The sequence below is a fragment of the Synechocystis sp. IPPAS B-1465 genome (assembly GCF_003015225.1).
GTDB lineage: Bacteria > Cyanobacteriota > Cyanobacteriia > Cyanobacteriales > Microcystaceae > Synechocystis.
In genome coordinates this window covers 3009327-3035616 of sequence record NZ_CP028094.1, presented here as the reverse complement: position 1 = coordinate 3035616, position 26290 = coordinate 3009327, and the positions used below count along the sequence as shown (strand labels likewise).

Annotated in this window: 20 protein-coding genes; 8 read left to right on the top strand and 12 right to left on the bottom strand. The window is 45.2% G+C overall.

The genetic code is table 11. The annotated features are described in order from the left end of the window. Together C7I86_RS14240 and C7I86_RS18775 are read right to left on the bottom strand one after the other, a co-directional pair. Positions 1 to 2280: a PAS domain S-box protein gene (locus tag C7I86_RS14240; RefSeq protein WP_010873908.1), complete on the bottom strand. Its 2280-nt coding sequence runs from the start codon at positions 2278 to 2280 to the stop codon at positions 1 to 3. Between the two features lie 507 nt (positions 2281 to 2787). Then, complete coding sequence (locus C7I86_RS18775) at positions 2788 to 2949, bottom strand: hypothetical protein (protein WP_158299084.1); 162 nt, start codon at positions 2947 to 2949, stop codon at positions 2788 to 2790. Here C7I86_RS18775 and C7I86_RS14235 point away from each other — a divergent pair. The 4 genes from C7I86_RS14235 (at position 2948) to C7I86_RS19530 (ending at position 6849) form a co-directional block, all read left to right on the top strand. Beyond that, positions 2948 to 4051 carry a hypothetical protein gene (locus C7I86_RS14235; RefSeq protein ID WP_010873907.1) on the top strand — a complete coding sequence of 368 codons (1104 nt, stop codon included), beginning with the start codon at positions 2948 to 2950 and terminating at the stop codon, positions 4049 to 4051. The two genes, C7I86_RS18775 and C7I86_RS14235, sit on opposite strands and share 2 nt — an antisense overlap. A gap of 69 nt (positions 4052 to 4120) precedes the next feature. After that, on the top strand, positions 4121 to 5293 hold the full coding sequence (locus C7I86_RS14230) for a DUF1822 family protein (protein WP_010873906.1): 1173 nt from the start codon (positions 4121 to 4123) through the stop codon (positions 5291 to 5293). A 16-nt stretch (positions 5294 to 5309) separates the two neighbouring features. Further along, entirely contained in the window at positions 5310 to 6275 is a 966-nt protein-coding gene (locus C7I86_RS14225) for a hypothetical protein (RefSeq protein ID WP_020862013.1), read from the top strand. 439 nt (positions 6276 to 6714) lie between these two features. After that, positions 6715 to 6849, top strand: coding sequence for a transposase (locus tag C7I86_RS19530; protein ID WP_048908438.1), 135 nt, complete (start codon positions 6715 to 6717; stop codon positions 6847 to 6849). Between the two features lie 269 nt (positions 6850 to 7118). Here C7I86_RS19530 and C7I86_RS14215 read toward each other — a convergent pair whose 3' ends face one another. After that, positions 7119 to 8540 (bottom strand): radical SAM protein, encoded by a 1422-nt coding sequence (locus C7I86_RS14215; protein WP_010873904.1) that lies wholly within the window; start codon positions 8538 to 8540, stop codon positions 7119 to 7121. A gap of 489 nt (positions 8541 to 9029) precedes the next feature. On the opposite strand from C7I86_RS14215, the gene C7I86_RS14210 reads away from it, so the two are divergent. From C7I86_RS14210 to C7I86_RS14200, 3 genes are all read left to right on the top strand, one after another. Continuing rightward, a complete protein-coding gene (locus tag C7I86_RS14210) occupies positions 9030 to 10268 on the top strand; it encodes a hypothetical protein (protein WP_010873903.1) in 1239 nt (412 codons plus the stop codon). A gap of 236 nt (positions 10269 to 10504) precedes the next feature. After that, on the top strand, positions 10505 to 12244 hold the full coding sequence (locus C7I86_RS14205; RefSeq protein ID WP_010873902.1) for an ATP-binding protein: 1740 nt from the start codon (positions 10505 to 10507) through the stop codon (positions 12242 to 12244). A 123-nt stretch (positions 12245 to 12367) separates the two neighbouring features. Further along, positions 12368 to 12883: a GNAT family N-acetyltransferase gene (locus tag C7I86_RS14200; RefSeq protein WP_010873901.1), complete on the top strand. Its 516-nt coding sequence runs from the start codon at positions 12368 to 12370 to the stop codon at positions 12881 to 12883. Between the two features lie 71 nt (positions 12884 to 12954). On the opposite strand, the gene C7I86_RS14195 is transcribed toward C7I86_RS14200, so the two are convergent. From C7I86_RS14195 to C7I86_RS14155, 9 genes are all read right to left on the bottom strand, one after another. Further along, on the bottom strand, positions 12955 to 14475 hold the full coding sequence (locus C7I86_RS14195; protein ID WP_010873900.1) for a bifunctional metallophosphatase/5'-nucleotidase: 1521 nt from the start codon (positions 14473 to 14475) through the stop codon (positions 12955 to 12957). Between the two features lie 410 nt (positions 14476 to 14885). After that, a complete protein-coding gene (locus tag C7I86_RS14190; protein WP_010873899.1) occupies positions 14886 to 15515 on the bottom strand; it encodes a TVP38/TMEM64 family protein in 630 nt (209 codons plus the stop codon). Between the two features lie 46 nt (positions 15516 to 15561). Further along, positions 15562 to 16572, bottom strand: coding sequence for an arsenosugar biosynthesis radical SAM (seleno)protein ArsS (gene arsS / locus C7I86_RS14185; RefSeq protein WP_010873898.1), 1011 nt, complete (start codon positions 16570 to 16572; stop codon positions 15562 to 15564). Between the two features lie 52 nt (positions 16573 to 16624). Then, on the bottom strand, positions 16625 to 17593 hold the full coding sequence (gene arsM, locus C7I86_RS14180) for an arsenosugar biosynthesis arsenite methyltransferase ArsM (RefSeq protein WP_010873897.1): 969 nt from the start codon (positions 17591 to 17593) through the stop codon (positions 16625 to 16627). A gap of 486 nt (positions 17594 to 18079) precedes the next feature. Beyond that, positions 18080 to 20386, bottom strand: a complete 2307-nt coding sequence (locus tag C7I86_RS14175) for a diguanylate cyclase (RefSeq protein WP_010873896.1) — start codon at positions 20384 to 20386, stop codon at positions 18080 to 18082. A 261-nt stretch (positions 20387 to 20647) separates the two neighbouring features. Then, a complete protein-coding gene (gene ppsA / locus C7I86_RS14170; RefSeq protein ID WP_010873895.1) occupies positions 20648 to 23104 on the bottom strand; it encodes a pyruvate, water dikinase in 2457 nt (818 codons plus the stop codon). 247 nt (positions 23105 to 23351) lie between these two features. Beyond that, complete coding sequence (locus tag C7I86_RS14165; protein WP_010873894.1) at positions 23352 to 23936, bottom strand: Uma2 family endonuclease; 585 nt, start codon at positions 23934 to 23936, stop codon at positions 23352 to 23354. Continuing rightward, on the bottom strand, positions 23912 to 24619 hold the full coding sequence (locus C7I86_RS14160) for a CatA-like O-acetyltransferase (RefSeq protein WP_010873893.1): 708 nt from the start codon (positions 24617 to 24619) through the stop codon (positions 23912 to 23914). The genes C7I86_RS14165 and C7I86_RS14160 overlap by 25 nt, the downstream gene beginning before the upstream one ends. Positions 24620 to 24680: 61 nt before the next feature. Further along, on the bottom strand, positions 24681 to 25313 hold the full coding sequence (locus C7I86_RS14155) for an FHA domain-containing protein (RefSeq protein ID WP_010873892.1): 633 nt from the start codon (positions 25311 to 25313) through the stop codon (positions 24681 to 24683). A gap of 211 nt (positions 25314 to 25524) precedes the next feature. Here C7I86_RS14155 and minC point away from each other — a divergent pair, with 211 nt between their 5' ends. Then, positions 25525 to 26268 carry a septum site-determining protein MinC gene (gene minC, locus C7I86_RS14150; RefSeq protein ID WP_010873891.1) on the top strand — a complete coding sequence of 248 codons (744 nt, stop codon included), beginning with the start codon at positions 25525 to 25527 and terminating at the stop codon, positions 26266 to 26268. Positions 26269 to 26290 lie beyond the last annotated feature (22 nt).

The window sequence follows — 26290 nt, the reverse complement described above, 5'->3', positions numbered from 1 at the left end:
TTACTCCCGAATGACGGTGACAATAATCTCTGTTCCCTGTCCAGGTTGACTCCTAATGGTTAGTTGTGCGCCGATGCGCTCTGCTCGCTCGCTCATGCCGAGTAAGCCAAAGCCCTCAGAGGCTGGAATACTACCAACTCCAAATCCCTGTCCATTATCTTTCACGCGCAAGCAGAATCGATCACAATCGTAGACTAGCTGCACTCGGATTTCGTCAGCATTGGCGTGTTTAATTGCATTAGTTAACGATTCCTGCCCAATCCGCAGTAGGTTACTTTCGACTTCAGTTGATAGAGCATAGGCTGTCCCCTTGACCTCACAATACAAAGTGGTATCCATTGCGGCAGTTCTGATTTGAGCGACGAGATGATGGAGAGCGCTTTGTAAACTGCCCCCCTCCAAAAGCTGAGGGCGGAGCGCTACTACCGATCGCCGCGCTTCAGTCAGTCCAGTTCGCGCCAATTCTTTGATTAGATCTAGATGTGCCTGAGATGCTTCTACATCATCCGTTAGCACCTGCTTTGCCGCTCCCACCTGAGCCAGAATGCCTGTAAACGCCTGAGCCAGTGTGTCGTGAATCTCGCGTGCCATGCGGTTGCGCTCTTCTAAAATCGAGGCGGCTTCTGCTTGCTTTTGCGCCGTAATATCTCGCGCCAGCCAAATCACCTGCTCATGTCGAATCGGGGCAATGCGAGCCGAAAACCAAACTTCTCGTCCAGCGATCCAATCACTGTATTCAACGGTGAGGACTTGTTGAGTTCTCACCGACTGCTGAATGTAATCCAGAAATTCATCAGCTTGTTCTTTGGCAAAAAGTTGATGCAGCGTTTTGCCAGTACACTCCTCTCCATAAGATGAAGTTCCTTTGATTGTGCAGAGCAATCGCCCTTCAGCATTGATGATACATAGCGGATCGGGAATGGCTGAAAAGAGCGCCCGCAGTTCCGCTTCAGAGGCTTGCAACGCGACTTCTGCCTGTTTGCGATCGCTAATATCTGCAATCACCCCTTCGATGTAGTCATCGGCTGCATTCAGATAAGAAGAGAAAAGTCCCCAAAACACTGTCCCATCTCGTTTTCGCATCTGTGCTTCATAATTTCGCACTTCCCCATCCCGCTTTATCACCTCAATGCCTTGTTGGCGATCGCTGAGATTGACCCAATAGCCTGTAGTGTGTTCAATCCCAATCATCTCTTGGGGTGAATCAAAGCCAAACAGATCGGCAAAGCGTTGATTGGCATCGAGAATTAAGCCATCACCGATACGGCTACGGTAGATACCAACCTGCGAATTTGCAAAGATGTTGCGGAACTTAGCTTCACTACGTTGTAATGCCTCTTCTGCTTGTCTACGCTGAGTGGTGTCATTGCCCACCGATAAGATTTCAACCACCTCTCCCCGATCGTTGAAAATAGCTTGATTCGACCAGGCAACCCAAACGCGCCGACCGTCTCGACACAGGTTTTCACCCTCACCTTGCGGGTACGATTGAGGGTTGCGAAGTAAATTGTGAACCATAGGTTTGACATCACGCCCAGAGATTTCGATGTCCGGAATGATGGTTTCAAATAAGGTTCGTCCTAAGATTTGATGTTCTTTGTAGCCGAGGAGTTTTACCCCATAATCGTTGATGTAGTGAATCCGTCCTTGCGGATCATAGCGAATGATGATTGAATTCGCGGTTTGTAGCAGATTGCGATAATTCGCTTCACTTTGTCGTAATGCGTCTTCTGTTCGTTCGCGATTGATGATCTCCTGCTGTAATGCTTGAGTTTGCTCTTCTAGTTTCCTTTCCAGTGTTTTGGCATAGTTTGCTAGCCGTTCATACAGCCGAGCATTTTCTAGTGAAATTGCTGCCTGAGCCATCAACAGTAACCTGGCAATCAATTGATCAAGATGGATAATTTCTGAGAGGGCTTGAGCCGCTTTCATCACGGCGGTCGAATGACTGATCATTCCCTCAGTCAAAGTTGATTGCCGAATCAAGTTGGAATTGAGTAATTGTGGATACCGTTTTTCTAAGTCTTTAACTTTAGCTTTTGCGCCCCAGCGATCGTAGCAATAGTGCGCTTCTTTCATATAAGTTCGAGCAATTTTTTCTCGACCTCGCGCTAGATAATGTTTAGCCGCTAATTCATAAGCCAATGCTTCTTCTTGAATAAACTCATTTTCAGCAGCACCTGCGATCGCTCGCTCATAAAACTCTTCAGCCTCAAAGAATTGCCCTAAGACCCGCGCTTTTTCTGCTTCAACTAGATGATATTTGTGCAAGTAATTCATTGGGGCGTGTTCCGCCTATTTTTGCATCTTTTCTTGGTTAGTATTAACACAACTGAGCCAAGCTGCTTTTTCAGAACTTGAATCACCATGCACTAGGCTCAAAAATGGCGTAGAATAGTACAAATAGAATAAAGATAAAACCGTCATGGCTCTAACCTCTTCAAAATGTTGACTTGCCAAAACAGCGTTTTGTAAAGCTTGATGATAATGATAGGGACTGAACAGTGAGTGAGAAGCATTTAAAATCTGCTTATAAAGTCTCAACTCTATCATCTCCAGAACTATCTGAATCTTTCCTCTCAGAGCCTTTACTATCCCTGACTAAGGAAACTTTTGACAACGACCTTTTAGACTTAAATGCCTAAAAGATCACTTTAGTAAATAAAGTAAAGATTAAGTAATATCTTCCTCTGTAGTATAACAGGGAGCATGATAAACCACCACTTTCACAGAGATATCATCTGGCGTAGAAGTTCTTTGATATAGTTTCTATTTGCGGTTAGATTATCATCCCAGAACCAGACGGTCTTTCGTTGCCACCACCACTTGAATTTGTTGTATCGGATGTCGTATAGCAAGTTTTGGTATATCACCCCAAAAAGAAATGATCGCCAACAAAGTAAAATAGCAGTTTTGAATTGCAACGGTAATATCTGGGGATGTAGCCATGGAAAAAGATCATTGTTCCCTCGACTATTATCGCCAGAGGTTGGGACAGTTATCTCCTGTTAGTGCTAAGCGGAAGCAAATTCTGAGACAAATATTCAGCGAAGTAGTCCGCATTGCTGGGGATGATGTAAACCTGCAACTCCAACTCCTCATTGAACAGGCGAAAAAATTGTCCGGGGATGGCCTTGACCCTATCCAAAAAACCCTGTGTGAAAGGGAAATACTCGCCCAGGCTATGGGAATACTGGAAGCATCGGAAAAACTATGGCGTAATTACGAAGAGCAGTACCAGGATGCCTACGCTGAAGCGTGGTTGAAGACCCTGGAATATTTCTATCGTCGTTATCGGGACTACAACGCCCAGCAAGCCCAGGTAGCTACTTGGTTAAACTTCCGGCTCAAAAATGAGTTCAAGACCCAACGGGAAAAGCAATATCAACAACGGCAACAAGTCCAATCCAGTACATCCGAGGATGATCGGGAAGATCTGCTGGCCATGATAACCTCCCCTTCCTACGGACAAGACGCTGACATTATGCGTCGGGGCATAGAAGACTGGTTGCAATTAGAGGAGGAATTAGTTGGGGTGACGGTTAAAAACCAGCCAACAATAACAGCGCAATTATTACTGCAAAAGCGTTTTATCGAGGAAGTGGAGTGGAATCAGTTGGCAAAAGAATATGGGGTGGCGATCGCCACTTTGAGCAGTTTCTACGAGCGTCAGTGCCGCGGTAGGTTAATCGCCTTTATGGAAAGCAATTATGACTTTATCCAACCCGATACCCCCATTAATCCCTGTGAGCATCTGCGGGGACTGTTGGGAAAGAAAGAATTGAGGCAAAACCAATTTGAACAACAATTGCAGGAATGGATAGAAACGGAGTCAACTTTAAGGGAACTTCGCTTGGCTCAAAAACCAGGGATTACAGGGCAAAGGCTGTTGCAGGAGCTACTGTTGACCATCCGAAAGCCGAGGCAGGGACTAACCCAAGTGGCGCAATCGTTAGGAGTGGAGCCGGGGGAACTGGAGCGGTTTTACGAATTTCAGCTACTGCCCCATATTTTGCAATTTGTGCATAAAAATTTGAGCCAGAGCCGATAACTAATTGTAGAAGATTAAATCACTTTTGTAGTATTTGTATTCGCTATTAATTACTTTTAGGAAATATTTATGGTTGCCATCGATAATAATTTGAAAATTCCCCTAACTTCAGCGGATCATCAATGGGTGAAAACCATTGCCCTCCAATCTGGTTGCCAGGGAGAAAAACTTCAACGGCTCATTAAAAACCTTTTGGCCGTTAGGGCGATCGCCCATTGGTTGGAGATCTACGGCATTGATTATGACGAGGGGGAAAGTTATAGCCGTCAACCACCAATCCATTTAGGGGAAACAGTGGCTGATCTTTACCTACCTAATCTCGGTCGTTTGGAATGTCGGGGCATTGGTCACCAAGAAGAGGAAATTTATTTTGGGGCGGAAAGTTGGCAGGACAGATTAGGCTATGCGGTGGTGGAAATTAGTGAAGACCTGCGCCAAGGGGAAATATTCGGTTTTTTAGAATCTTTTACTGCGGAAATAGTGCCTAAACAACAGTTACAACCCATAGAAGGACTATTCCGGGTTATTGCCACTGCGGAACAAGCTTCAATGGTTCTCGCCCCAGTGGAAGTAGTGCAAAATGCCGTTAATCGGGTGACAGACGTGATTCAAACTTGGGTGGAACGGGTTACCACTACCACTTGGCAGTTGGGAACGGAGCAATGGGTACCCCAGTTAATTCCTGTCCGTAGCTTGGGCACAGTGGAGCGCATTATCGACAAATTTCAGGGAGCCAAGGATGAGGCTACCAAGCAAAGATTAATTATTACTCTGGGGGAATTAGCCACCGAAAATGATCAACCCCAGGCGATCGCCAAATTGGTGGAAATCATTGATGGCACGAACAATGAAGATACCCGCTGGTTAGCCGCTGGCACCCTAGCCCGCATTGATGCCAAACATCCCCAGGCGGTGCATAGTGTTACCAAAACCATTGCCCATGACCTGGCTTTAGGGCAAATCCCGTTGACGTTAACCGTTTCTTTGATGCCTAGGGGTGACCATACCATTGCCGGTTTGATTACGTTGCAACCTTTGCAATCAACACAAACTTTACCGGCAGGATTAGCATTGGCATTGTTAACCACCGATGACCAGTTAATTGACAGTATTGGGGTTGGAGAGGAAGAACAAGGGGGAAAAAATCTCCTCAAAATGAGCCTAGAGATTGACCCCGGCAGTGATTTTCGCATTCGGGTATCCCTGGGAGAATTAGCTGTAACGGAAGATATTCATCTTTAGGGTGCAAAAAAATCTGATGGCAATGCAATTTCTTCTGCTCAAGGTCATTAATGGTGATTTTCAGTCTGGTTTTACGGTGGCGTTGGATGTGGAACGGATAGATGGTTCCTCGGTCACCACGGTGCAAAGGGATTTCTACGGCACTTTACCCCCCATAACTTCCCCCTTAGCGGAGCTGTACCAAGATTGGGCTTTGGAAATCACCAGTCCTCGCCCTGGGCAAGCCCATCGCCGTCGGGGCATTAGGATCATTAGCACCCAAGCCGTTGCCACCAGTTACCAGTATCAAGGCCAGGGAACGGAAAGAAAGCTCCTCCGCCAAGCCATGGTGCAATGGTTGAGTTCTTCCCTACCCGCTTGGCAAAATTTAGAAAAGGAAATACTGCGCTGTCTTTCCCAGTCCGATGGGGAAACTTTGTTGATTTTGCAGATAGGTCAATCTCTGTATCAAACCAGCCCAGAAACAGCGGCGATTTTAGCTAAATTACCCTGGCAGGAATGGCCCCTACTGCAATCAGCCTCACCAAAAATCCATTGTGCGGTTAATACCTGTCAATACTCGTTCACTCCTGCCCCAACTTCCGTTACCCATCCCACTAATTTCACCGCCAAGCTCCACCGTTACCTATGCCCTGAACTGCGAATTTTGCATCTGATTGGCAACAGTGATGGCATTGACCTCGAACCCGATCGCCAGATATTGGCTAATTTGACTAAAAATAGGGGCTTGAGGGTGCAAGTTACCGAACTATTACAGCCAGACTATGGCCAACTTAGTCGTACTCTGCGCCGATCGCCAGGTTTTGATCTGTTTGTTTACTCTGGCCACAGTGAAGCCTCCTATGGCCAAGAACTAGCAGCGATGTTATTTGCAGGACGACAGGGGGTAACTATCCCCGATCTGCAACTTTCCTTCCAACAGGCGATCGCCTCGGGTCCAGGATTTGATCCACCGTCAAATAGTTATCGGGGGCGGGGCTAAAAAGTTATGCAAAATCAGTAAAATATTTTTTCTCTCCCATTGAATGAGCCCTAGATAAGTGAAATATTAATGTCCAAAGCTTTGATAGGGTAAGGATTTCAGCCCAGTAAATTAATAGTGAAATATTAATGTCCAAAGCTTTGATAGGGTAAGGATTTCAGCCCAGTAAATTAATTTTGTTGAGGTACATTGAATAACTTTTCCCCCATGGGCCGATAACTCTACAGTTCTGCCAAAGACGAGGAATATCACAATGAGTGCAATTCAACCTGTTATTCAAGTTTTATCGCAATTAACGGTCTATCAAACGCCACCTATTTTTAGCCCTAGTCAAGGAATTCTTTCTTCACAAATTCATTTCCCTACCCTTAACGAGGACTGAACTTGACTGAAAAAAGTGGACAAATCCAAAGAGTCGAAAATCAAGGAGAATGTCCAAATGAGCCAAAAACGAAGACGAACATTTACAGATGAACAGAAATCGGAGACAGTAAAAATTGTCGAAGATTCAGGAAAGCCTATAAGCCAAATAGCAAGGGAAATAGGTTTGACGAAAAGTGCCCTAAAAAAATAGATAAAACGAACAAAAATTGACACTCAAGGAGGAGGTCAAGGACAATTAACATCTTCTATTTTGGGAGGGATTCTGCTGGCCCCTGAGCTGATCAAGACAATTTATTGATGTTGAACTGGTTGATCGGTTTGTCGCTAATCAAAACAGTTAAGGGTTGACCCATAGTAGAGTTTTTGGCGATCGCCATGACCAATGACCCCACAAAAAACTAAGTTTTAGCGGGGTGGACTTTGCTTTCCATTAGTAACCAGCAAAGATGTTGGCGCTCATCAACTTAGTGAATTCTGGCGACTGTATGGAATCAAATCGATAGTTTCCCGAATTGATTTATATTCATCCGTTCCTTCAAAGCTAATCGGTTCATTATTTGTGAGAGCTTTTAGCCCGTAGAAGAGATTCATGATGCTACACATCATCATTGCCCCCCCGCGCAAAGTAAATAAGGATCTACCAATCCGACGAAAGATTGCTTGCAGGCTAAAGGCTGATCTCCACAAATCTCGGTGGGCTTTTAAAAGCTCTGCAGGGGTCATTTTACTGGGCACGAATGTGACATTATAGCCATTGTAAAACTCCCACCCCAAATCCGAACGCAACCGATCCGTATCCATCATCTTTGAGTATGAACGCGTGCCTTTAAAAGGAGTAAGAATGCTCAAAAATGGCACATCAACACCAATTTCCTCCAGTTGGTTGGCCATATCCCGGATGCTTTCTGGGGTATCTCCATCCAAACCGGAAATAAAACCAGCCATCACGCCAATGCCACGGTCATGCAATTTTTTGATTTTGCCTTGATATTCTGCGACTTTGTTTTGGCGTTTTCCCGCATCCTCCAAGGATTCCTGGCCAAATGACTCAATCCCGAAAAAAATTCCGATGCAACCAGAGTCTCGCATTAAATCTAACAGCTCGTCATCCTTGGTAATATCCATACTTGCTTGGGTCAACCACCACTTTCGCAGGGGTATCATCTGGCGCAGAAGTTCTTTGATATAGGGTCTATTTGCCGTCAAATTATCATCCCAAAACCAGACAGTTTTTCGTTGCCACCACCATTTGAATTTGTTGTATCGGATGTCGTTCAGCACCGCCTCGACAGGGCGAGTACGAAAGCCGGGATTGAGAACGGGTACAGTGCAGAATGAGCAGGTAAATGGACATCCTCTAGTGGCTTGAACAACCCGTCGAATGAAGTACTGCGGAGGTAACAGGTCGTACCGGGGAGTGGGGATATTTGTGAGGGGAATTGCTTCACCAATATATCGCTGCTGAAGAGTGTTCTGTTCGATATCTTGGAAAATTTGCTCCCAGACCGACTCCCCTTCGCCGATGACAATACTATCCACAAATCTCAGAGCTTCCTCTGGGGCAAAAGTTACATGAGGACCACCCGCGATTGTTATCTTGCCCCGTTTTCGATATTCCGTTGCTAAGCGATATGCTTCCGGGGCAAAACCACTGAAGAAGGAGAGGACAATTACATCAGCTTCGCTGTCTAGATTTACGGTTTCAACCTGTTGGTGAATAACTCGAACAGTATGTTTTGCCGGGGTCAGGGCAGCAAGATGGATACCAGTCAGCGGCGGGACAAAATGAACCTCATGTCCCTTTCGATATCGCTGAATGTAGACAATAATGATATCGATTTTCATGGCTCGTTTCACAAACTCGTTTGGCTTGTGCTCCATGGTAGATGGTATTTCAAGGTTTGTATCCTAACTCTGTTCTTTGTCTACTACATTTAATTTGTTATGTGGCATTAACTCGACCGTTCTTGCAATGTCGTCAAGAATATTAACTTTTCCCTGCCGGATTAACCTGTAACTAATCTTAACAAAACTGTAACTCCATCCGGGTAAGTCTGTTGTTAGGCACTCCTAGTTTTCTAGCTAATGAGATTATGGCGATCGCCGGAGTAATTCTCGGAGCTAGTTAAAAAAAAGCAAGTATTTGAAAAAAATTGTTAAGCTATTTGCCAGAATGGTAGGGGATAACAAATTAGATGGCACAATTAATAAACTAATTAGTTTTGGCAATTGAAACCGGGCAAAAGCGAAGATCCCTATCCTTACTTTGCCTAGCAATAACCCTGGGGCAATTCTGATTTTTATTCATGATACTGGGTCATGGCTTCCCACGTTTAATTTAAAAACTTAACGTAACAATTAATTACCCCCATGTTTAATTCCATTCGTCGGCTATTTGATCAATTCTGGAATAAATCCAGAACAGTTAAGAATGAACCTCTCAACAAGGTTAGCTTAATCGTAATCATTCTTATTGATATTTTTATCCTTATCAATGTTTTTAATGGAATAGAAGATATTGGCCAATGGTATCTTGCCCCTAATTTAGCTTATCCTTGCCATGCTTCTTGGCAAAATTATCAAAGCCAAACCATTTCTGACAAAAACCTTCAAATTATTCGCGAAGCTATTGCCACTGACCCTATTGATCAATACAGTTTAGAGAAGAGTTTCAGAGAATCAGAAAGAGGCCATCTTGGTCAAGTTAGCCAAGTTTGTTTAACCTACGCCCAATATCACGATAAAATTCAAACCACTGACAATCAAAATTTTATTATCAAAATTAACCAGACCGTAGCTCAAATTAATGAGCTTGAAGAATCTAATAATACCATTCGTTCCCAATATGACTCGACACTATTAGAAAAAATTGCTGGTCAAGGCAAAGAAAATTCAATTAATCAAACTCCCCCAGAAAAAGCCAAGCAACAATTAAATCAAAATATTGCTAAAATCGCTAGCCTTGAACAAGAAATTGCTAGCTTAGAACAGCAAATTTTGGCAAAGCCAGAAAGCATTAATTTCCTTAAATTTATTAATCAAAAAGATATCTGGGAGGAATTAAATCAGAGTTATATCAATGCAGTATTTTGGTATCCCACTATTCGTTTTTTTTTCCAGGCTCTCTTTTTAACCCCCCTAATTTTAACTGCTCTTTGGGTTCATAGCGTTGCAGTGAAAAAAGGCTATGGATTAGTAGCTTTGATTAGTTGGCACCTGCTAGTTATTTTTCTTATACCGCTAATTTTAAAGGTCTTTGAATTTCTACAATTTGGTCTTATTTTTGACCTCATTTTAAATTTTGTTCAAGCTGTCTTTGGTGGATTAATTTTTGCTATTAGTTACCTATATATTCTACTTATTCCTTTAGTGGGATTTGGAGTTATCAAATTTTTCCAAAGGGTTGTTTTTAATTCTAAAAGTCAAGCAGCTAAACGATTTCAAAAATCCAGTTGTGTAAAGTGTGCAAAGCGAATTCGTCCCCAGGATTCCTATTGTCCCCACTGTGGTTATTATCAATATGTTGAATGCGTGAGCTGTCATGCCCTTACTTATCAACATTTGCCCCATTGTAAAGAATGTGGTGCAACTCAAGAGCCGAATGAATAATTCTCAGGTCTAGTTTATGAAAAATGACTATGATAGAAGCAATGGCATCTCAAGATTAGCAAAAATTTACATAGCAATGAAGAGACGAAAGCTCTGTAAATCAATAATCAGTTCGTCAGGACTTACGCAAGATAGATGAGGTTAAGGTGGTAGGATGACAAAATAGTACTAACCACAAGGTTTGAATATTAACCGATCGCCACCGTTGTCCCCATTTTTGACCCGCCCCAGAATTTATGTCAGACCATGCCCTCGGCTCCGTTACCCAAGGTTCCCTCAGTAAAGGCTTGGAAGTGCGTCTCCATGCGGATGTTTCCGTGGAAGAAATGCGGGTGGGGAAATTTTTAGTTATTCAGGGTAGGCGATCGCGCTTTTTTTGTTTGCTCACCGATGTTTCTTTAGGAACGGCAAATCCAAGGATTTTGGCTAATCCCCCTAACATTAACGATGATTTTTTAATTGATGTATTGGCCGGCAGTGGCACCTACGGCACGTTAGAATTAGCACCCATGTTAATGTTAACGGAGTCAGAAAAGGACTCGAGTTATGGGGAAAGTTCAGTTGAACAGATGAACGGTCAAGGCGATCGCCAGAGTAATGGCAATGGTTTGGCTTCCTATCAAGCTAATAGTAATGCAGACGTGGAATTACTGCCGGTGAAAACTATTCCGGCCCATTTCAGCCAGGTTTTTGAAGCCAGTGAAAGGGATTTTCGTTTGGTATTTGGTTGGGAAGATGATCCGTTTCGACGCAATTTTGCCATTGGGGAACCGTTGGATATGGCGGTGCCAGTGTGTTTAGATTTAGACCGTTTTGTGGAACGGAGCAATGGAGTTTTTGGCAAATCGGGTACAGGGAAATCTTTTTTAACCAGATTATTAATTTCTGGCATTATCCACAAACAGGCGGCGGTCAATTTGATGTTTGACATGCACTCGGAGTATGGTTGGGAGGCGATGAGGGAAGGCAAAACCGTTTCCACTGTTAAGGGTCTGCGGCAATTGTTTCCGGGGGAAGTGGAAATTTTTACCCTCGATGCGGAGTCCACCAAGCGACGGGGAGTGAGGGGAGCCCAGGAACTCTATTTAAGTTTTGATCAAATTGAAATTGAAGATATTCGTTTAGTTGGTTTTGAGTTAGGTTTGTCAGAGGCGGCGTTGGACAATGCCAATATTTTATTTTCTGAGTTTGGCTCTAGTTGGATTTCCCGTTTACTGGTGATGAGCAATGAAGAAATTAAGGTTTTTTGTGAAGAAAAACAAGGGCACCCCGGCTCCATCATGTCTTTGCAACGCAAGTTAAAACGACTAGAAAATTTAAAATATCTCAAACAAGTCAGCACCCATAATTACATCGACCAACTGTTGCAATGTTTAGAAGCAGGCAAACATGTGGTAATTGAATTTGGCTCCCAGTCTAATTTGCTTTCCTATATGCTGGCCACCAATATGATCACCAGGCGTATCCATAGCATTTACGTTAAAAAAGCAGAAAAATTTCTCCAAACTAAACACGTTGGCGATCGCCCCAGGCAATTGGTAATTACCATTGAAGAAGCCCACCGCTTTTTGGATTCTGCCATTGTCCACCAGACTATTTTTGGCACCATTGCCAGGGAAATGCGGAAATACTTTGTTACTTTGTTGGTGGTGGACCAGCGGCCATCGGGCATTGACAATGAAGTTATGTCCCAAATTGGCACCCGTATTACCTGTCTACTCAACGACGAAAAGGACATTGAAGCCATTTTTACCGGGGTGGCGGGGGGGCAAAATTTACGCTCTGTGCTGGCCAAACTAGATTCCAAACAACAGGCTTTAGTGTTAGGCCATGCAGTACCCATGCCGGTGGTGGTGCGGACCCGGCCCTACGACCAGCAGTTTTACAGTGAAATTGGTTGCCAAGATTGGCCAAACAAGACCGATGCTGAAGTATTGGCCGAAGCGGCGATCGCCAGGGAGGATTTGGGCTTTTAGAGATTCACCAGGGGGAAGCGATCAAAGCTTATACTTAAGGTTTGAAGGTAATTATCACCATTTTCATTGCCCCCACCGTTTTTCCGTTTGTCCACCCCAGCTTGTTCTTGAACGCCCAACGGCATGGTTTTTTGGAAACGCTTTTTTAATCCCGATTCAACTAGTTCACCATCCCTGGGCCCAACGGGGGCAGAAGAATTTCCCACCGATAACGGCGATAAAGCCCGGATATTTTTCACCACTGAGCGGGACATTGACCTTTACGAGCTGGAGGAATTATGTGATGCGGTGGGCTGGGCCCGGCGGCCAATTCGCAAAGTCAAAAAGGCCGTAGAGTGTAGTTTTTTGGTGGTTACCATGTGGGAAATGCAGGGCAATCGGCGTCGATTGGTGGGGTTTGCCAGGGCTACTTCCGACCATGCTTTCAATGCCACCGTGTGGGACGTGGTGATCCATCCTAGTCTTCAGAGCAAGGGCTTGGGTAAGGCCCTGATGCAATACATCATCCGTAAATTACGCCATTACGACATTAGCAATATCACCCTGTTCGCCGATCCCCAGGTGGTGGATTTTTACCGGCGTTTGGGCTTTGTGCTCGACCCAGAAGGCATTAAGGGCATGTTTTGGTACCCGGACTAACTACTTTGATAGTTGTTTCAACATAGTTATTTCAATTGGGATGGAATCTGCGTAACCAAAAGTTTATTTGTTCACAACTCCCCCAAATCGGTAAAAGCTTGCTGGGCATTGTTTTGTAGATAATCCACCAAAATCGAGCGAATATCCCGGCCATAGTTAATCACCTTCAACCCAGGGGTATTTGTCGTCAGGTAATCCAAGCCCACCTCCTGACCGCTTAACAAATATTCCATTAACGCCACCCGGTAAGTTTTGCTTGGCTCAATACTGTTGGGAGCCATGCCCCCTAGCTGGAGATAACCACCGGTACCACTATTTTTTTCTCCCTGGGCCAGAACTTTTTGTAACAAATCCCCTTGTATCTCCACTGTCACTACCCGACCCCCAAAAGGTAGGAGGCGAATAATATCGTATTGAGTGATGGCTCCGGCACTGAGGAGATCATCAAGGCGCACCATGCCACCGTTAAACATCACCATGGCCACATCGGGGTTTTCCTGCTCCATGGCCCTGGTAATTAACCGGGTGAGATTGGTGGAGCCACTGCGTACATGGGCATCGAGGGCATCTAAGGCGATGGGAGAGTTGACCACAACGGCCATTGGTTCAAATCCCTGTTGACGAAACGCATTAAAGCCAATTTCCTGCCATTGCTGAACCACTTTTTCGGTGGCCGGATCACTGGCGATCGCCGCAGTGATGGGTTGCAGTTGGGAATTAATTTGTAAACATTGCCGGTTCGTGTCGTAGGTTAATTGGTGAATGTAAACCGTGCGGGCATTGGCATCGGCCTTAAAAATTGGCGTTTTGGCCTGGGGACAACTTGCAGAACTGTCGGGCTTGATAATTAAATGGTTGCGCTGGATATTTTCGTGTTCATGGCCCCCCAAAATCAGATCTAATTCGGGAATAGCTTGGGCCAAGGCCAAATCCTGGGCCAGGGACAGGTGGGTCAGGGCCACCCAAACATCCACTTCCCCTTGGGGATTGTCTATGTAGCGGCGGGCCGTGGCGATGGGATCGCTGTAGGTGACATAGTCCACCGCATTGCTGTCAATGGTCAGGGCCAAAATGCCCACTTTTAATTCTCCCCCTTCCGTTCCAGGAATAGTTAAAATTTCGTAGGGTTTGATGCCCTCAAACTGATTGCCGGTACCATCAGCAATATTGGCCGATAACCACTGAAAATCTGACTCCGTAATCCGTTGCTGAAATTGTTGGGCATTAACATCGAATTCATGGTTTCCCACCGCTGCATAGTCTAACCCCATGGCATTCAACACCGCCACCATTTGTTTCCCCGCCAGGCGATCGCCATTGTAAAGGGCTGTGCCCAAGGCAGAAGGACTGAGGAAATCCCCTGCTAACACGGTGTAGGTGTGGGGATCAGCTTGTTCTAGCTGTTGGCGTAAATTAGCCACCCGGGCCAAACCGCCCCAACGGCCGTTATCAATGGGGGCAATTTCATACACATCGTTAAGCTGGAGCAGGGTAAAGGGAATAGTTTCTGCTCGGCAGACCGTTGCCATAGCGCCCCAAATCAGTACGCTCCACAGTCCCCGAGATAGCCAAGCCCCTTGATTTTTAACCATGATTGTGAAAAGAATCTTATCAACACATTCCTAACCCTTCCATTGTGCGGTAGAAAGTCTTCGATAGCGTTGTTTATGTGGTGGGACGAAAATAAAATTAACCTTAACTCCTTTACTCCATTAATAACATCCCTGAAATTCTTGGTAATATACCAATTAGTTGATAGTAGCAAGTTAAAGGGAATTAATGATTCGAGGTTTTTATGATCAATAAGAACGTGTTTGGAAAGTTTTATTCCGCCCTCTAAATCTCTTCATTAAAGCTCCGGAAATACTGGGGACTTTCACTTAGCTTCCCCCCAAATTTTGGGGGAAGGGGGGCTGCTAAAACAGGCTCTAAAGCCTATTATGGAAACCGTAACTAAGCAATAAAATCACTTCCCCTACATTTTTCTCTAAAAACCAAGTCTTTATTCATCTACTTCCGATGTTAAAATCGCTTCATTTAAAGCCTTCCTAGCAATTTTAGTGACGTAGATAGTCACCGCAACCGTGGCGATAAAGCCAACAATTCGGATTGTCCATTGTAAAGTCGGATTAGCTTGGTTAGTTGCCGTTCCAAGGGTGGCCAAACTACCAGCTAAAGAGCCAATGTAAACATACATAATAGTACCGGGAATCATACCCAGGGAACCAATCACATAATCCTTTAAGGAAACATTGGTGATGCCATAGGCATAATTCAATAAATTAAAAGGAAAAACCGGAGAAAGTCTGGTTAAAATAACAATTTTTAAGCCTTCTTTCCCCACGGCTTCATCAATGGCTTTAAATTTCTGATTGCCGGCAATTTTCTTGGCAACCCAGCCCCGGGCCAGATATCGTCCCACCAAAAAAGCGGCCGTGGCCCCAAGTGTAGCCCCAATGAAAACATAGATTGAACCGAGTATTACCCCGAACACTACCCCAGCGCCTAGGGTCAAAATGGAACCCGGCAAAAATACTACCGTGGCCACTGTGTAAAGCAACATAAAGGCGATCGCCGCCCAAGTTCCCAAGCCATCAATCCATTGCAGAGCATTTAGTAGATAATCGGCCATTTGCAGTGTAAATGTATGAGGAAAGCAGGAATAATATCAGTCAAAATCAAATTAATGCCCCTCCGCAACTAGAGCCGGAACCAGCGGTACAACCATAACAATAATCGGCGGTTTTAACCTGCTGAATTAAGTCTAAATTGTCAGCTCTTAGTAGATCAGCAACGGTTAACTTATGGCTGGATTTATCTTCCGCAGGAATATTTTCCATTTGATTAAAATCACAATCATAAACGTTACCTAAATAGTCAATGGAAAGTTCATTACGACACATTAGATTATTAACCGTATCTGGATTAAAATTGCTTTCTAGGAAAGTCAAATATTTTTGGTGCAGTTGATGCTTGTCAAGATGAAATTTACTCCGGCCAATGGGTAAGTTTGTGATAGTTAGCAAGTGATTAAAATTGATATCAAAATGTTCTTTGAGGAACTTTTTGTAATCCTGTTCAAGGGGTTCCTGGGCAGGGGGGAGGGAAAATTTATCTGAGGTTAGTAAAGGAGGGTTATAAACTAAATCTAGAACTAGATTAGCATCCTTCCCATAGCCGAGATTATTCAACCATTGAAGAGCTTTAATTGATTTTTCATAAACCCCGTTGCCACGCATTTTATCCACATTATCTTCAAGGTAACAGGGCAATGACGCCACAACTCTCAACTGATGCTGGGCACAATATGCGGGAATGTCTCCAAATCCCATTTCAAAGTAAATGGTTAAATTAGAGCGGACAATGACTTCTTTTCTCATCTTCCTAGATGCTTCCACCAGGGGCTTAAAGCCGTAGAGCATTTCCGGTGCTCCCCCGGTGAGATCTACCACTTTAATTTGGGGAAATTTTTGAATAATGGCAATTAGTTGTTCACAAACCTCCGGTGATATTTCTTCAGTGCGTTTGGGACTAGCTTCCACATGGCAATGGCTACAGGCTAGATTACAGCGTTTACCCAAATTGATTTGCAGGGTAGAAATAGTTTGTTTACCAAGGGGACTACCCAACTTTTTTGCAAAGGGCGTAATTTTTAATTTTTGCTGACTACGTTCTAATTGTTGAACCATTTTGTTTAAAAATTAACTGCAGGAATAATTTGATATCCGGTCAAAACTAAAATCAACAACAGCCGCCACCGTCATAGTACCAAGTTGAATCAGTGATGAGTATTTTGTTTGGATAGGTAGAACCTAAGTTCAACGCTGTTTTATCGCATACCGCACTAGGAACTCCCTGCTGAAGAATATGGCCAGCTTGGTCATCGAATAGGGGGTCTGAACCAGCATAAATAGCGGTTTTGCCAGTAAAAACACAGGCTCCATCACTAGGAATAGGCACTTTGAAAGAAACGGAATCTAAACTTTCTAATAATAAATTTTCATCCAGTTTATAGGTGACAGAATCGAGCAAACGATAGGGACGGCGGGCGCGAATTTCTATTTGCCCAAAACCAGTATCAATTAAATGTTGAATGTATTCTGCATAGGTTAATGCTCCGGATAAACACATGGCCCGTAACCGTTCGTCCTGACGCAAATGTTGGGGAATAGGCCGGGCAGCAATGGGATCACTCATGATTAACCGACCATGGGGTTTTAGAACCCGATAAGCTTCCTTCAAAGCTCGGGATAAATCTTCCGGCTCAAAAATATTAAATAGGCAATTTTGTGCCACCACATCTACCGAGTTGTCCGGCACCGGCAAAGTAAAAGCATCCCCTGCACGAATATCGACAAAATCGACACTAAACCAATCATTTTTTTCGGCGGCTAACTGCAAATTTCGCTGGGCGGCCTGGCGCATGGCTTCCACGGGATCCACTGCGATCACGGCCCCTGGCTGACGGCAAAAATAGGCAAATTGCAATGCCTCCAGACCACCACCAACACCGACATAAAGCACCTTAGACTTATTACCCAACTCGTTGGGATGGACGGTGCTACCACAGCCATAATTCATTTCCTGCATGACAGCGGGAATCACTAACCCCGGCAGTTGGAGAGGGCTACTCTGAACACAACAGAGTCCCACTTCTGGGGTCTGGGCAACTTCAGCGTAAAAGTCGGCGGTGGTTTGCAGATAGGTCATAGTGAAGTTAATGTTTAGAAATTTAATAATTCAATAATTGAGCTGGAATTGGTAAATTACCCTTTTTATTCTAGATTGAATAGATTTTAATAAAAAATTTTCCTAACCATTCTTTAAAATGGATAGTAGAAAATAAAGTTGCCCCCAGATTATAGCGTTGTGGAGAAATGTGAGTCAACAAGAAAAACAATAATAGTTCCAATTATTACATCAATAACTGTATAAATTTTGACTAATTATCCACCAAATCAAAAATATTTTTTCTGACTTTATTTACTCTAAATTTATCCCTTAGAGCCTGTTTGGAAAGTTGAATTCTGGCTGTTTAATCCCTCCTAACTCCCCTGCCCAAGGGAGGAACTGTCAGAAAAGTCTCCCTTGTTAAGTGGGGATTTAGGGAGATAAATACCTAGCCTTGCACTTTTCAAACACTTTCCTACAGTGTTTTTGAATGATAGTCAAATCCTGCCACAAATGAATAAATACTTAAGTGGAAACCTCTTTGGGGGCGACGATGACCCGATTTCTGCCTGCTTGTTTGGCATCATACAAAGCTTTATCCGCTATTTGTATAATTTCTTGTCCCGTTTCGCCGTGATCGGGATAACAAGCAACCCCAAAAGAGGCGGTGACACTATTCACAATTTTTCCACTGTATTCTATTTTCATTTCGGCGATCGCCTGGCGTAAAAATTCCGCTTTTTGGGAAGCCTCTTCCAGAGTAGCATCAGGCAAAATTATAGTTATCTCTTCACCTCCATAACGACAGGCCACATCGGAAGTCCGGATATTATTTTTCAGCAGAGTACCAATGGAAGCCAAGATACGATCGCCAGCGTCATGACCAAGGGAATCGTTAAAGCGCTTAAAGTGATCGACGTCAATCATCAAAACACCGACTGAATAGTGATGACGTTTGGCCCTGGCCAGTTCCTGGCTTAAGCGTTGTTCCAGATAACGACGGTTGAAAAGTTTGGTCAGTGGGTCCCGCAGACTTTGTTCTTCCAGTTGTTCCCGTAACTTCAAATTGGCGATCGCCAGGGCAAGCTGTTCCGCCACTGTTTTTGCCAATTGTTGCCGTATGTCGGGCAAAATTTCCCCTTTGAAAGTGCAAAGAAACAGCAAGCCAAGAGTTTCCCCCTGGGCAATGAGGGGAATACACAAACTTGCCAGTGGTAAGTGTTGGTCATTGACATGATTGCAAAACAAAGCATGTTGTCCCTGCTTCACCCCATGGGACCGTCCCCGTCGCAAAGCCCAACAATCTAGGGGGGTAAACACATCATCGGAGCAAAACGGATTGCCCCAAAAAGTGACCCGTTCTAGACAATTATTCTGGGCAGACAGAATAAAAATTCCCCCGCAGCAATCGGGAAATAGGGGTTGAGCCAGGGCCGCAATCACTCCGCAGGCATCTTTGACCGTAAAACAAGACTGGAGATAGTCAGTAATACCCGAAAGAATTAACATCTCAGCATTACGCTGTTTCAATTCACCGAGGCGCTCCTCTAGGACTTGATTGACTTTTTGTAGTTCCTCCTCAAATTGTTTACGGCGGGTAATGTCCACATCTACACCGATAACACGGAGGGGCACATTGTTCTGATCTCGAATCACAGTAGCTTGACTTGCCGCCCAGCGCAGGGTTCCATCGGGTTTGATAAACCGGAACTCCAAATCATAGGGTTCATCATTATGGATACTTTGTTCCAGAGCTTTCAAGACAATGCCTCGATCATCGGGATGCATCATTTGTGCAACTTTTTCTAGGTCGCCATCAAAGCTTCCCGGCTTAAGTCCCATCATTTGCTCCAGGCTTTCTGACCACACAATGCCATTAGTTAGAAGATCCAAATCCCAATAGCCCATATTGGCCGCATTAAACGCTAACTTCAAACGATCTTCATTTTCCTGGAGGGATTTGGTCCGCTCTAAAACACGCTGCTCCAACTGAGCATTGAGTTCCGCCAGCTTTGCTTCCGTTAATCGGCACTGATCTAAGGTTTTCTGCTGTTCGGTCATATCCACCACTATGCAGACCGTATATTCAAGCTCCACATCTATGCTGGCAACACCGACCAACACAGGAATGCGACTACCATCCTTGCGGTAATATTCCTTTTGCCAAGGCTCTGGGGTTTCATGATTCCGCAAACGGGCAATAATTTCTTGATCCTTTTGATCATATTCGGGGGGGGTTAACCTATCCCAGTGCACCAGCCCGAGGTCCAATTCTTCTTTAGTGAAACCAATCATTTGTAGGAAACGGTCGTTGGCATCGAAAATTTCCCCTTGATTGGAAGCAAAAAACATCCCGACAATATTCGACTCAAACAAATTCCTAAAGCGGGCTTCGCTTTCCCTTAAGGCTATTTCGGCCATCTTGCGATCACTGATGTCCATGGCCACCCCTTGCAATCCATTGACTTGGCCCCGGTCATCGATAATCGCTTCAATCCTGGCCCAAATCCACCCCATAGAAGCATCGGCCCGAGTTATTGCATACTCTATGGTTTGAGTTTTTCCGGTGGCAATAACCTTATCAGCAATACTCTGGTGCAGTTCTCTAAATTCGGGCTGAATGGTCTGGACTAACCAGTCATAACTAGGGGAAAATTGATGGGGCTCTAGACCAAATAGTTGGTAAGTTTCTGCTGACCAGGTGATCTCACCGGAAGCAATGTCAAACCGCCAGAAGCCTAATTTAGCAATGCGTTGAATATCTGCTAAATCCGCCCTCAACCTCTCCATTTCCTGGAGTAATTGAGCTTTGGTTTTGTGGCGATCGCTCATGGTTTTGCCGGGCGAAGCCCCTTTAACTGATTTGAATCAACTGATGTAGCCATTACTTCCCATAATTTTCTCTGCGGGATGTCAAAGACTTGCCCTGGCAATCATCCAAAATTTAAAGGTTTTTAACCCTTGCCCAAAATGAACCATCCACTCTTAATATTGACTGCATTTTAACCCCTCCTTACCCTTGGAATTGAACCAGCGGGAAAGAAGGGGCTGTATTTATGGTTTAGCCTTAGTCGGCAAAATAAACACCATTTCCTAGCCTAGGGCTTTTTCCACCTCTGCAATGCGTAGAACAGTTTTCAGCACAGAATCAGGGTTTAAGCTAATGGAATCAATGCCCAATTCCACTAAAAATTCAGCAAACTCAGGATAATCCGAGGGGGCTTGGCCACAGATACCGATTTTGCGACCGTTAGCTTTCGCCGTTTCAATGGCCATTTTGACCATCCGTTTGACCCCTAGATTGCGTTCATCAAACAGATGGGCAACGAGGGAAGAATCCCGGTCTAAACCTAAAGTTAATTGGGTTAAATCATTGGAGCCAATGGAGAAGCCGTCAAATACCTCGCTAAATTCATCGGCCAGAATGACGTTACTGGGCAATTCACACATAACGTAGATTTCCAAGCCGTTTTTCCCTTGTTTCAAGCCATGTTTAGCCATTTCCGCAATAACTTTGCGACCTTCATCGGGGGTACGACAGAAGGGAATCATGGGAATGACGTTGGTTAAACCCATTTCGTCCCGCACTCGTTTCAGAGCTTGGCATTCCAAAGCGTAGGCTTCTCGGTAATTGGGATCGTAGTAACGGGAAGCGCCCCGCCAACCGATCATGGGGTTTTCTTCCTTCGGCTCAAACTGACGACCACCCAGGAGGTTAGCGTATTCATTGGATTTAAAATCCGACATCCGCACCACCACAGGTTTGGGATAGAACGCCGCCGCAATCATGGCAATACCATGGGCCAATTTGTCCACAAAGAACCGGGGGCGATCGCCAGCATAGAGTTTGGTTAGTTCGGCAATTTCTGCCTTGGCCAAGGGATCTTCCAACTCATCAAATTTCATCAGGGCGAGGGGGTGAGCCTTAATGTGGTTAGCAATGATAAATTCCAACCGGGCTAGACCCACGCCATCGGCGGGATAACTAGCAAATCCAAAGGCCTGTTCTGGGTTACCCACATTCATCAAAATTTGAGTCTTGGTGCGGGGCAAATTGGACAGTTCCGTTTCGTGAACTTCATAGTTCAAAATGCCGCTGTAAACCGAACCTTCATCCCCTTCGGAGCAACAGATGGTGACATCTTCCCCGGTTTTGATTGTGTCGGTGGCATCTCCACAACCCACAATCGCCGGAATACCCATTTCCCGGGCAATAATTGCGGCGTGGCAGGTTTTCCCCCCCTGGTTAGTGACGATCGCCGAAGCCTGTTTCATAATCGGTTCCCAATCCGGGTCAGTGCGGTTGGTGATTAACACCTCGCCGGGACGAAACTGATTGATTTGGGACACATTGCGAATTACCTGGGCTTTACCCTGGCCGATCGCCGCCCCCACACTGCGGCCCGTGGCTAACACTTGGCTGTGATCTTTTAACTCATAGGTTTTAATCACATTGGCGGATTTTTGCGACTGCACCGTTTCTGGGCGGGCTTGGACAATGAACAATTCCCCCGTTTGCCCATCCTTAGCCCATTCAATATCCATGGGGGTATAAACTCCCCGCACCCCAGAATAATGGTCTTCAATGATGCAGGCCCAGCGGGCTAATTGGAGAATTTCTTCATCATTAATGCAATATTTTTCCCGTTCCGGCTCCGCTACTTCCACATTTTTGGTCAGTTTGGAACCGCCCACGTCATAGACCATTTTGATAGCTTTACTACCCAAACGTTTTTCCAGAATTGGTTTAAAACCCTCTTTCAAAGTAGGTTTAAACACAAAATATTCATCGGGGTTAACCGCCCCTTGCACCACATTTTCCCCTAGGCCATAGGCGGCAGTAATCAGAGCGGCATTTTTGAAACCCGTTTCCGTATCAATGGAAAACATCACCCCGGAGGTGGCCAGATCAGAACGCACCATCTTTTGTACGCCCACCGATAGGGCCACCGCAAAATGGTCAAAACCATTGTGATGGCGATAGGAAATAGCCCGGTCAGTGAATAACGAAGCAAAGCATTTATGGCAAGATTCCAACACACAGGAAAGGCTGTGGACATTAAGGTAGGTTTCCTGTTGTCCTGCAAAACTAGCCTCTGGCAAATCCTCCGCTGTAGCACTGGAGCGCACCGCCACGTCCACCCCGGTACGACCCATTTTTTGGCCATAGCGTTCACACATGGCACCATAGGCTTCGGCGATCGCCGTTTGTAAATTTTGGGGGAAGGGGGTGTCTAAGATTAATTGCCGAGCTAAATGACCCCGCTCCTGGAGATTGGCCATGTCATTCACATCGAGATCTGTAAAGAGATCTCGCAGTTTTTGTTCCAGACCCGCCTCTTGGATAAAATAGCGGTAAGCATAGGCAGTGGTGGCAAAACCAGAAGGTACATTCACCCCTTTGTTGGTCAACTGCTGAATCATTTCCCCCAGGGAAGAATTTTTACCCCCTACCAAACCAACATCATGGGTGCCCACCTCTTCAAACCAGAGGATTAAAGCCGTTTCTTTATGGGCTACAGAGGTTTTTTCGACGACTGAACTTACCATATCTATTTACCCCTAATCGATACCTTCAGTTTATCGAGGTTGATATAGTAAACTTTATTTTGTTGGTAATTATTTATAAATTGATAGGTTTCTTAAATCTAGTGTTAATTAATTATTAAAAAATTGTCCTAGGGTGGAAATTCGCGCTATCATACCCATATGTGCCTTGTTACTCGGCAATTATTAATATCCCTATTTTCTTATGAAGGTAATAGGCAAGTCTTTGAAGTGTCATGGAGATTCTGAATTAGTTTGCCCCCCATAACCAAGCCACATTGAGTTCCAAGTCCGGCAACAGGCGATCGCCATTGAGTGTTTGGGGTTTGTTTAATATTTCTATCGGGGAATCAGGGCGATATATTTCCACTTGTTGATCAATCGGATTAATTAACCAGCCTAACTCCGTTCCACAGCTTAAATATTCACGCATTTTTGCTTGAGTTGCAGCTAGGGCATCACTGGGGGAAAGTAGTTCCAACACAAAATCTGGACAGAGCGGGGGAAACTTTTCCCTTTCTGCGGGAGTTAATGCTTCCCATGTCGACCTTTTTACCCACGCCACATCGGGGGAGCGCAAAGCACCGTTAGGCAAACGAAAGCAAGTAGAAGAATCAAAGACTACACCCAATTGAGTCCGACGATTCCAAAGATTAAAATCCGTGTTTAATTCTGAGTTGCGACGGCCTGTTTCTCCACCCGTGGGGGGCATAATAATTAGGTCTCCGTTGGAGCTACGTTCAAATTTTAAATCAGGATTTTGTTGACAGAGAGCGACAAATTGCTGATCTGTTAGCGAAATAATTGGCCTTAGCTTGAGGATGGTGGAATACATGGCATAGGAGAAAAAAGAGTTTGGAATTGGCTGATTAGTTGATCAAGCACAAAGGGGTCTGCATTCGCATGGTGAATTTTAAAACAAAGGGGAATTAATAATTTGCCATCCTGCCAGTAGCGTTGCCCGAAGTAAAACCAGGGTTGTCCTTGGATTTTTTCTCTGCGATAGTGTACACTCAAAGTCGTAAATTTTAAGTTGGGTAAATTACCAAAAATACAAGCTAAACAGAAGGTGTTATATTCAGCTCTCTCGTAGTTTCCTGCCCGAATTTGGGCTAATTTCTCACTGTAAAGTTGAGCAAAATCCCCATAGCTAAGTTGGGAGACATTCTCCAATAGCATTTCGGAAAAACGTTCTTTGCCCCCGATCGCCACGCTGACCATGGCCGGCGGATTATCCAACACATACCATTGTTGATTGTAATAGCGGAGCCGAAATTCCCAATGGTTTTGCAAACATTGCATCCAATGCCAGAGCAAAAAAGCAAAAAAACTGCCTGGGCTGTCCTTTTGTTGTTGGTAAACTCCATAGGCATTGGTCACATCCAATTGCAACGTCAAATCAATGTAGGGAATTTGCAATAGGCGATCGTCGGTAAAAAAATCCAAAGACCAATCTAGATAACCTGCCCTTTCCTCCGGAGTTAAAAGGCGGGGTTGATAGCGGACGGGAATTTCCATGCGCCTAGGGGATCTCAATATTCAATGGTGGATTTAATTCCTGAGCAAAGTTGGGGGCAACCTAATGCAACTGAAATATAAATGTGACCAAATCCCCTTTGCCCAAAGCAAGGCGATCGCCGGGACGCAGTAAATGACGGTTGCCTGGGAGGAGGGCCGTGTGGTTAACGTAGGTGCCATTGGCACTGCCCACATCTTCCAAGAAATACTCATTGCCTTCCAGACGGATATCGGCATGGACCCTAGACACCACATCGGAATTGGCAAAACCCGATACATCGATGTCTGGTGGTACCTTATCGTTGGGTTTTCCTAGGTGGATTACCGTTAGGCCGGCAGGAATTTCCAACGTGGTTTGGGTCTGCACATGGACAAGGGAAGCTCCCTGGGATTGGAGTTGGGTGCCCACGGGAAATGGGGCCGGTGTGGAGGAAACTTCGGGAATGGCCGGAATGGGTTCAGCACTTTCTGGAGCTACGGCGATCGGGATGGGGACCTCTTCTTCCTCCGGAGCACTTACTACTAATTGTTGGGGATCAATGGTCTGTCCACAGTTGCCGCAAAAAGTAGCATCACTTTGCACGGAGCTGCCACAGTGGGGACAAGGCATCAGAGTGGGCAGGGGGGTAAAGCAGGCCTCACACTGGATGGCCCCTTCTGGATTGGTGTGATTACAGGTGGGACAGACAGCCATAAATAATGTAGGGATTAATGTTAAATACCACAGCGGAGTATGGCAGGATTCTCTTCAATCGTAGCGAAAAATTTGTCTTTCCTAACCCTCCCGGCCCCAGGGCAAAAAATCTCCACCCCAGCTCGAATTGACCCCCTGGGAGGAGGACGGTCGGGGAAAGTGAAGTGCTAAGGTAAAGGGCGATCCTACGGCAAAATTCTAAATTTTTTTGATGAGTGACGACACACCCCATCCTGAGTGGCAATTAGTCCCCCAGGGAAACTTTGTCCGATTATCCCTAACTCTCCCGACGGTAACGACGGCTCCCGACTCCCCTAGCCTGGTGTTTTCCCATCAACAACTGGAACAAAGCTTGGGTAATTATCTGCGTATTATGGCGGGGCGATGGCAAGACCAGACCCTAGTGCGGTTAGCGGTGAATAATCAACTGTTGGATGCTAGACAACTCCAGGCGATCGCCGCTGGCCTGAAGGAACAGAACCTGACCTTGCAGTGGGTGGAAACCAACCGTCGTCAAACCGCTGTGGCCGCCGCCAGTGCCGGCCTTTCCGTGGATCAAACCATGGCCGACAAGCCCCTGGTGGATCCTTCCGAGACCCCTTCTCTCCCCAAACCGTTAGTGGTACGCCATACCCTCCGTTCTGGGGGGGAAATTCGCCATGGAGGAGATGTAGTCATCATTGGCGATGTCAATCCGGGCAGTAGCATTGTGGCCGACGGTGACATCCTTATTTGGGGATGTTTGCGGGGTATGGCCCATGCCGGTGCCAAAGGCAATGACCAGGCTGTTATTATGATTCTGCGGTTGGCCGCCTGTCAGATCCGCATTGGCGATCGCCTAGCTAGGGTAGGGGCCGATGCCGTTGATCGCCGTGAGCCCGAAATCGCTTATATTACTTCAGAAGGTATCCGTCTGACCCCGGTGCGTCAGTTTCAGCGTTCTGCTCTGCTATAAAATCCTTACCCCTTACTCACTA

Bases quoted from the DNA above. Each gene is read 5' to 3' on its own strand.
- C7I86_RS14215 (WP_010873904.1), bottom strand. From the start codon at position 8,540: ATGGAGCACAAGCCAAACGAGTTTGTGAAACGAGCCATGAAAATCGAT.
- C7I86_RS14190 (WP_010873899.1), bottom strand. From the start codon at position 15,515: ATGGCCGATTATCTACTAAATGCTCTGCAATGGATTGATGGCTTGGGA.
- minC (WP_010873891.1), top strand. From the start codon at position 25,525: ATGAGTGACGACACACCCCATCCTGAGTGGCAATTAGTCCCCCAGGGA.
- C7I86_RS19530 (WP_048908438.1), top strand. From the start codon at position 6,715: ATGAGCCAAAAACGAAGACGAACATTTACAGATGAACAGAAATCGGAG.
- C7I86_RS14240 (WP_010873908.1), bottom strand. From the start codon at position 2,280: ATGAATTACTTGCACAAATATCATCTAGTTGAAGCAGAAAAAGCGCGG.
- C7I86_RS14235 (WP_010873907.1), top strand. From the start codon at position 2,948: ATGGAAAAAGATCATTGTTCCCTCGACTATTATCGCCAGAGGTTGGGA.
- C7I86_RS14210 (WP_010873903.1), top strand. From the start codon at position 9,030: ATGTTTAATTCCATTCGTCGGCTATTTGATCAATTCTGGAATAAATCC.
- C7I86_RS14200 (WP_010873901.1), top strand. From the start codon at position 12,368: ATGGTTTTTTGGAAACGCTTTTTTAATCCCGATTCAACTAGTTCACCA.
- C7I86_RS14160 (WP_010873893.1), bottom strand. From the start codon at position 24,619: ATGGAAATTCCCGTCCGCTATCAACCCCGCCTTTTAACTCCGGAGGAA.
- C7I86_RS14175 (WP_010873896.1), bottom strand. From the start codon at position 20,386: ATGAGCGATCGCCACAAAACCAAAGCTCAATTACTCCAGGAAATGGAG.
- C7I86_RS14165 (WP_010873894.1), bottom strand. From the start codon at position 23,936: ATGTATTCCACCATCCTCAAGCTAAGGCCAATTATTTCGCTAACAGAT.
- arsM (WP_010873897.1), bottom strand. From the start codon at position 17,593: ATGACCTATCTGCAAACCACCGCCGACTTTTACGCTGAAGTTGCCCAG.
- C7I86_RS14195 (WP_010873900.1), bottom strand. From the start codon at position 14,475: ATGGTTAAAAATCAAGGGGCTTGGCTATCTCGGGGACTGTGGAGCGTA.
- C7I86_RS14205 (WP_010873902.1), top strand. From the start codon at position 10,505: ATGTCAGACCATGCCCTCGGCTCCGTTACCCAAGGTTCCCTCAGTAAA.
- ppsA (WP_010873895.1), bottom strand. From the start codon at position 23,104: ATGGTAAGTTCAGTCGTCGAAAAAACCTCTGTAGCCCATAAAGAAACG.
- C7I86_RS14225 (WP_020862013.1), top strand. From the start codon at position 5,310: ATGGCAATGCAATTTCTTCTGCTCAAGGTCATTAATGGTGATTTTCAG.
- C7I86_RS14155 (WP_010873892.1), bottom strand. From the start codon at position 25,313: ATGGCTGTCTGTCCCACCTGTAATCACACCAATCCAGAAGGGGCCATC.
- C7I86_RS14230 (WP_010873906.1), top strand. From the start codon at position 4,121: ATGGTTGCCATCGATAATAATTTGAAAATTCCCCTAACTTCAGCGGAT.
- C7I86_RS18775 (WP_158299084.1), bottom strand. From the start codon at position 2,949: ATGGCTACATCCCCAGATATTACCGTTGCAATTCAAAACTGCTATTTT.
- arsS (WP_010873898.1), bottom strand. From the start codon at position 16,572: ATGGTTCAACAATTAGAACGTAGTCAGCAAAAATTAAAAATTACGCCC.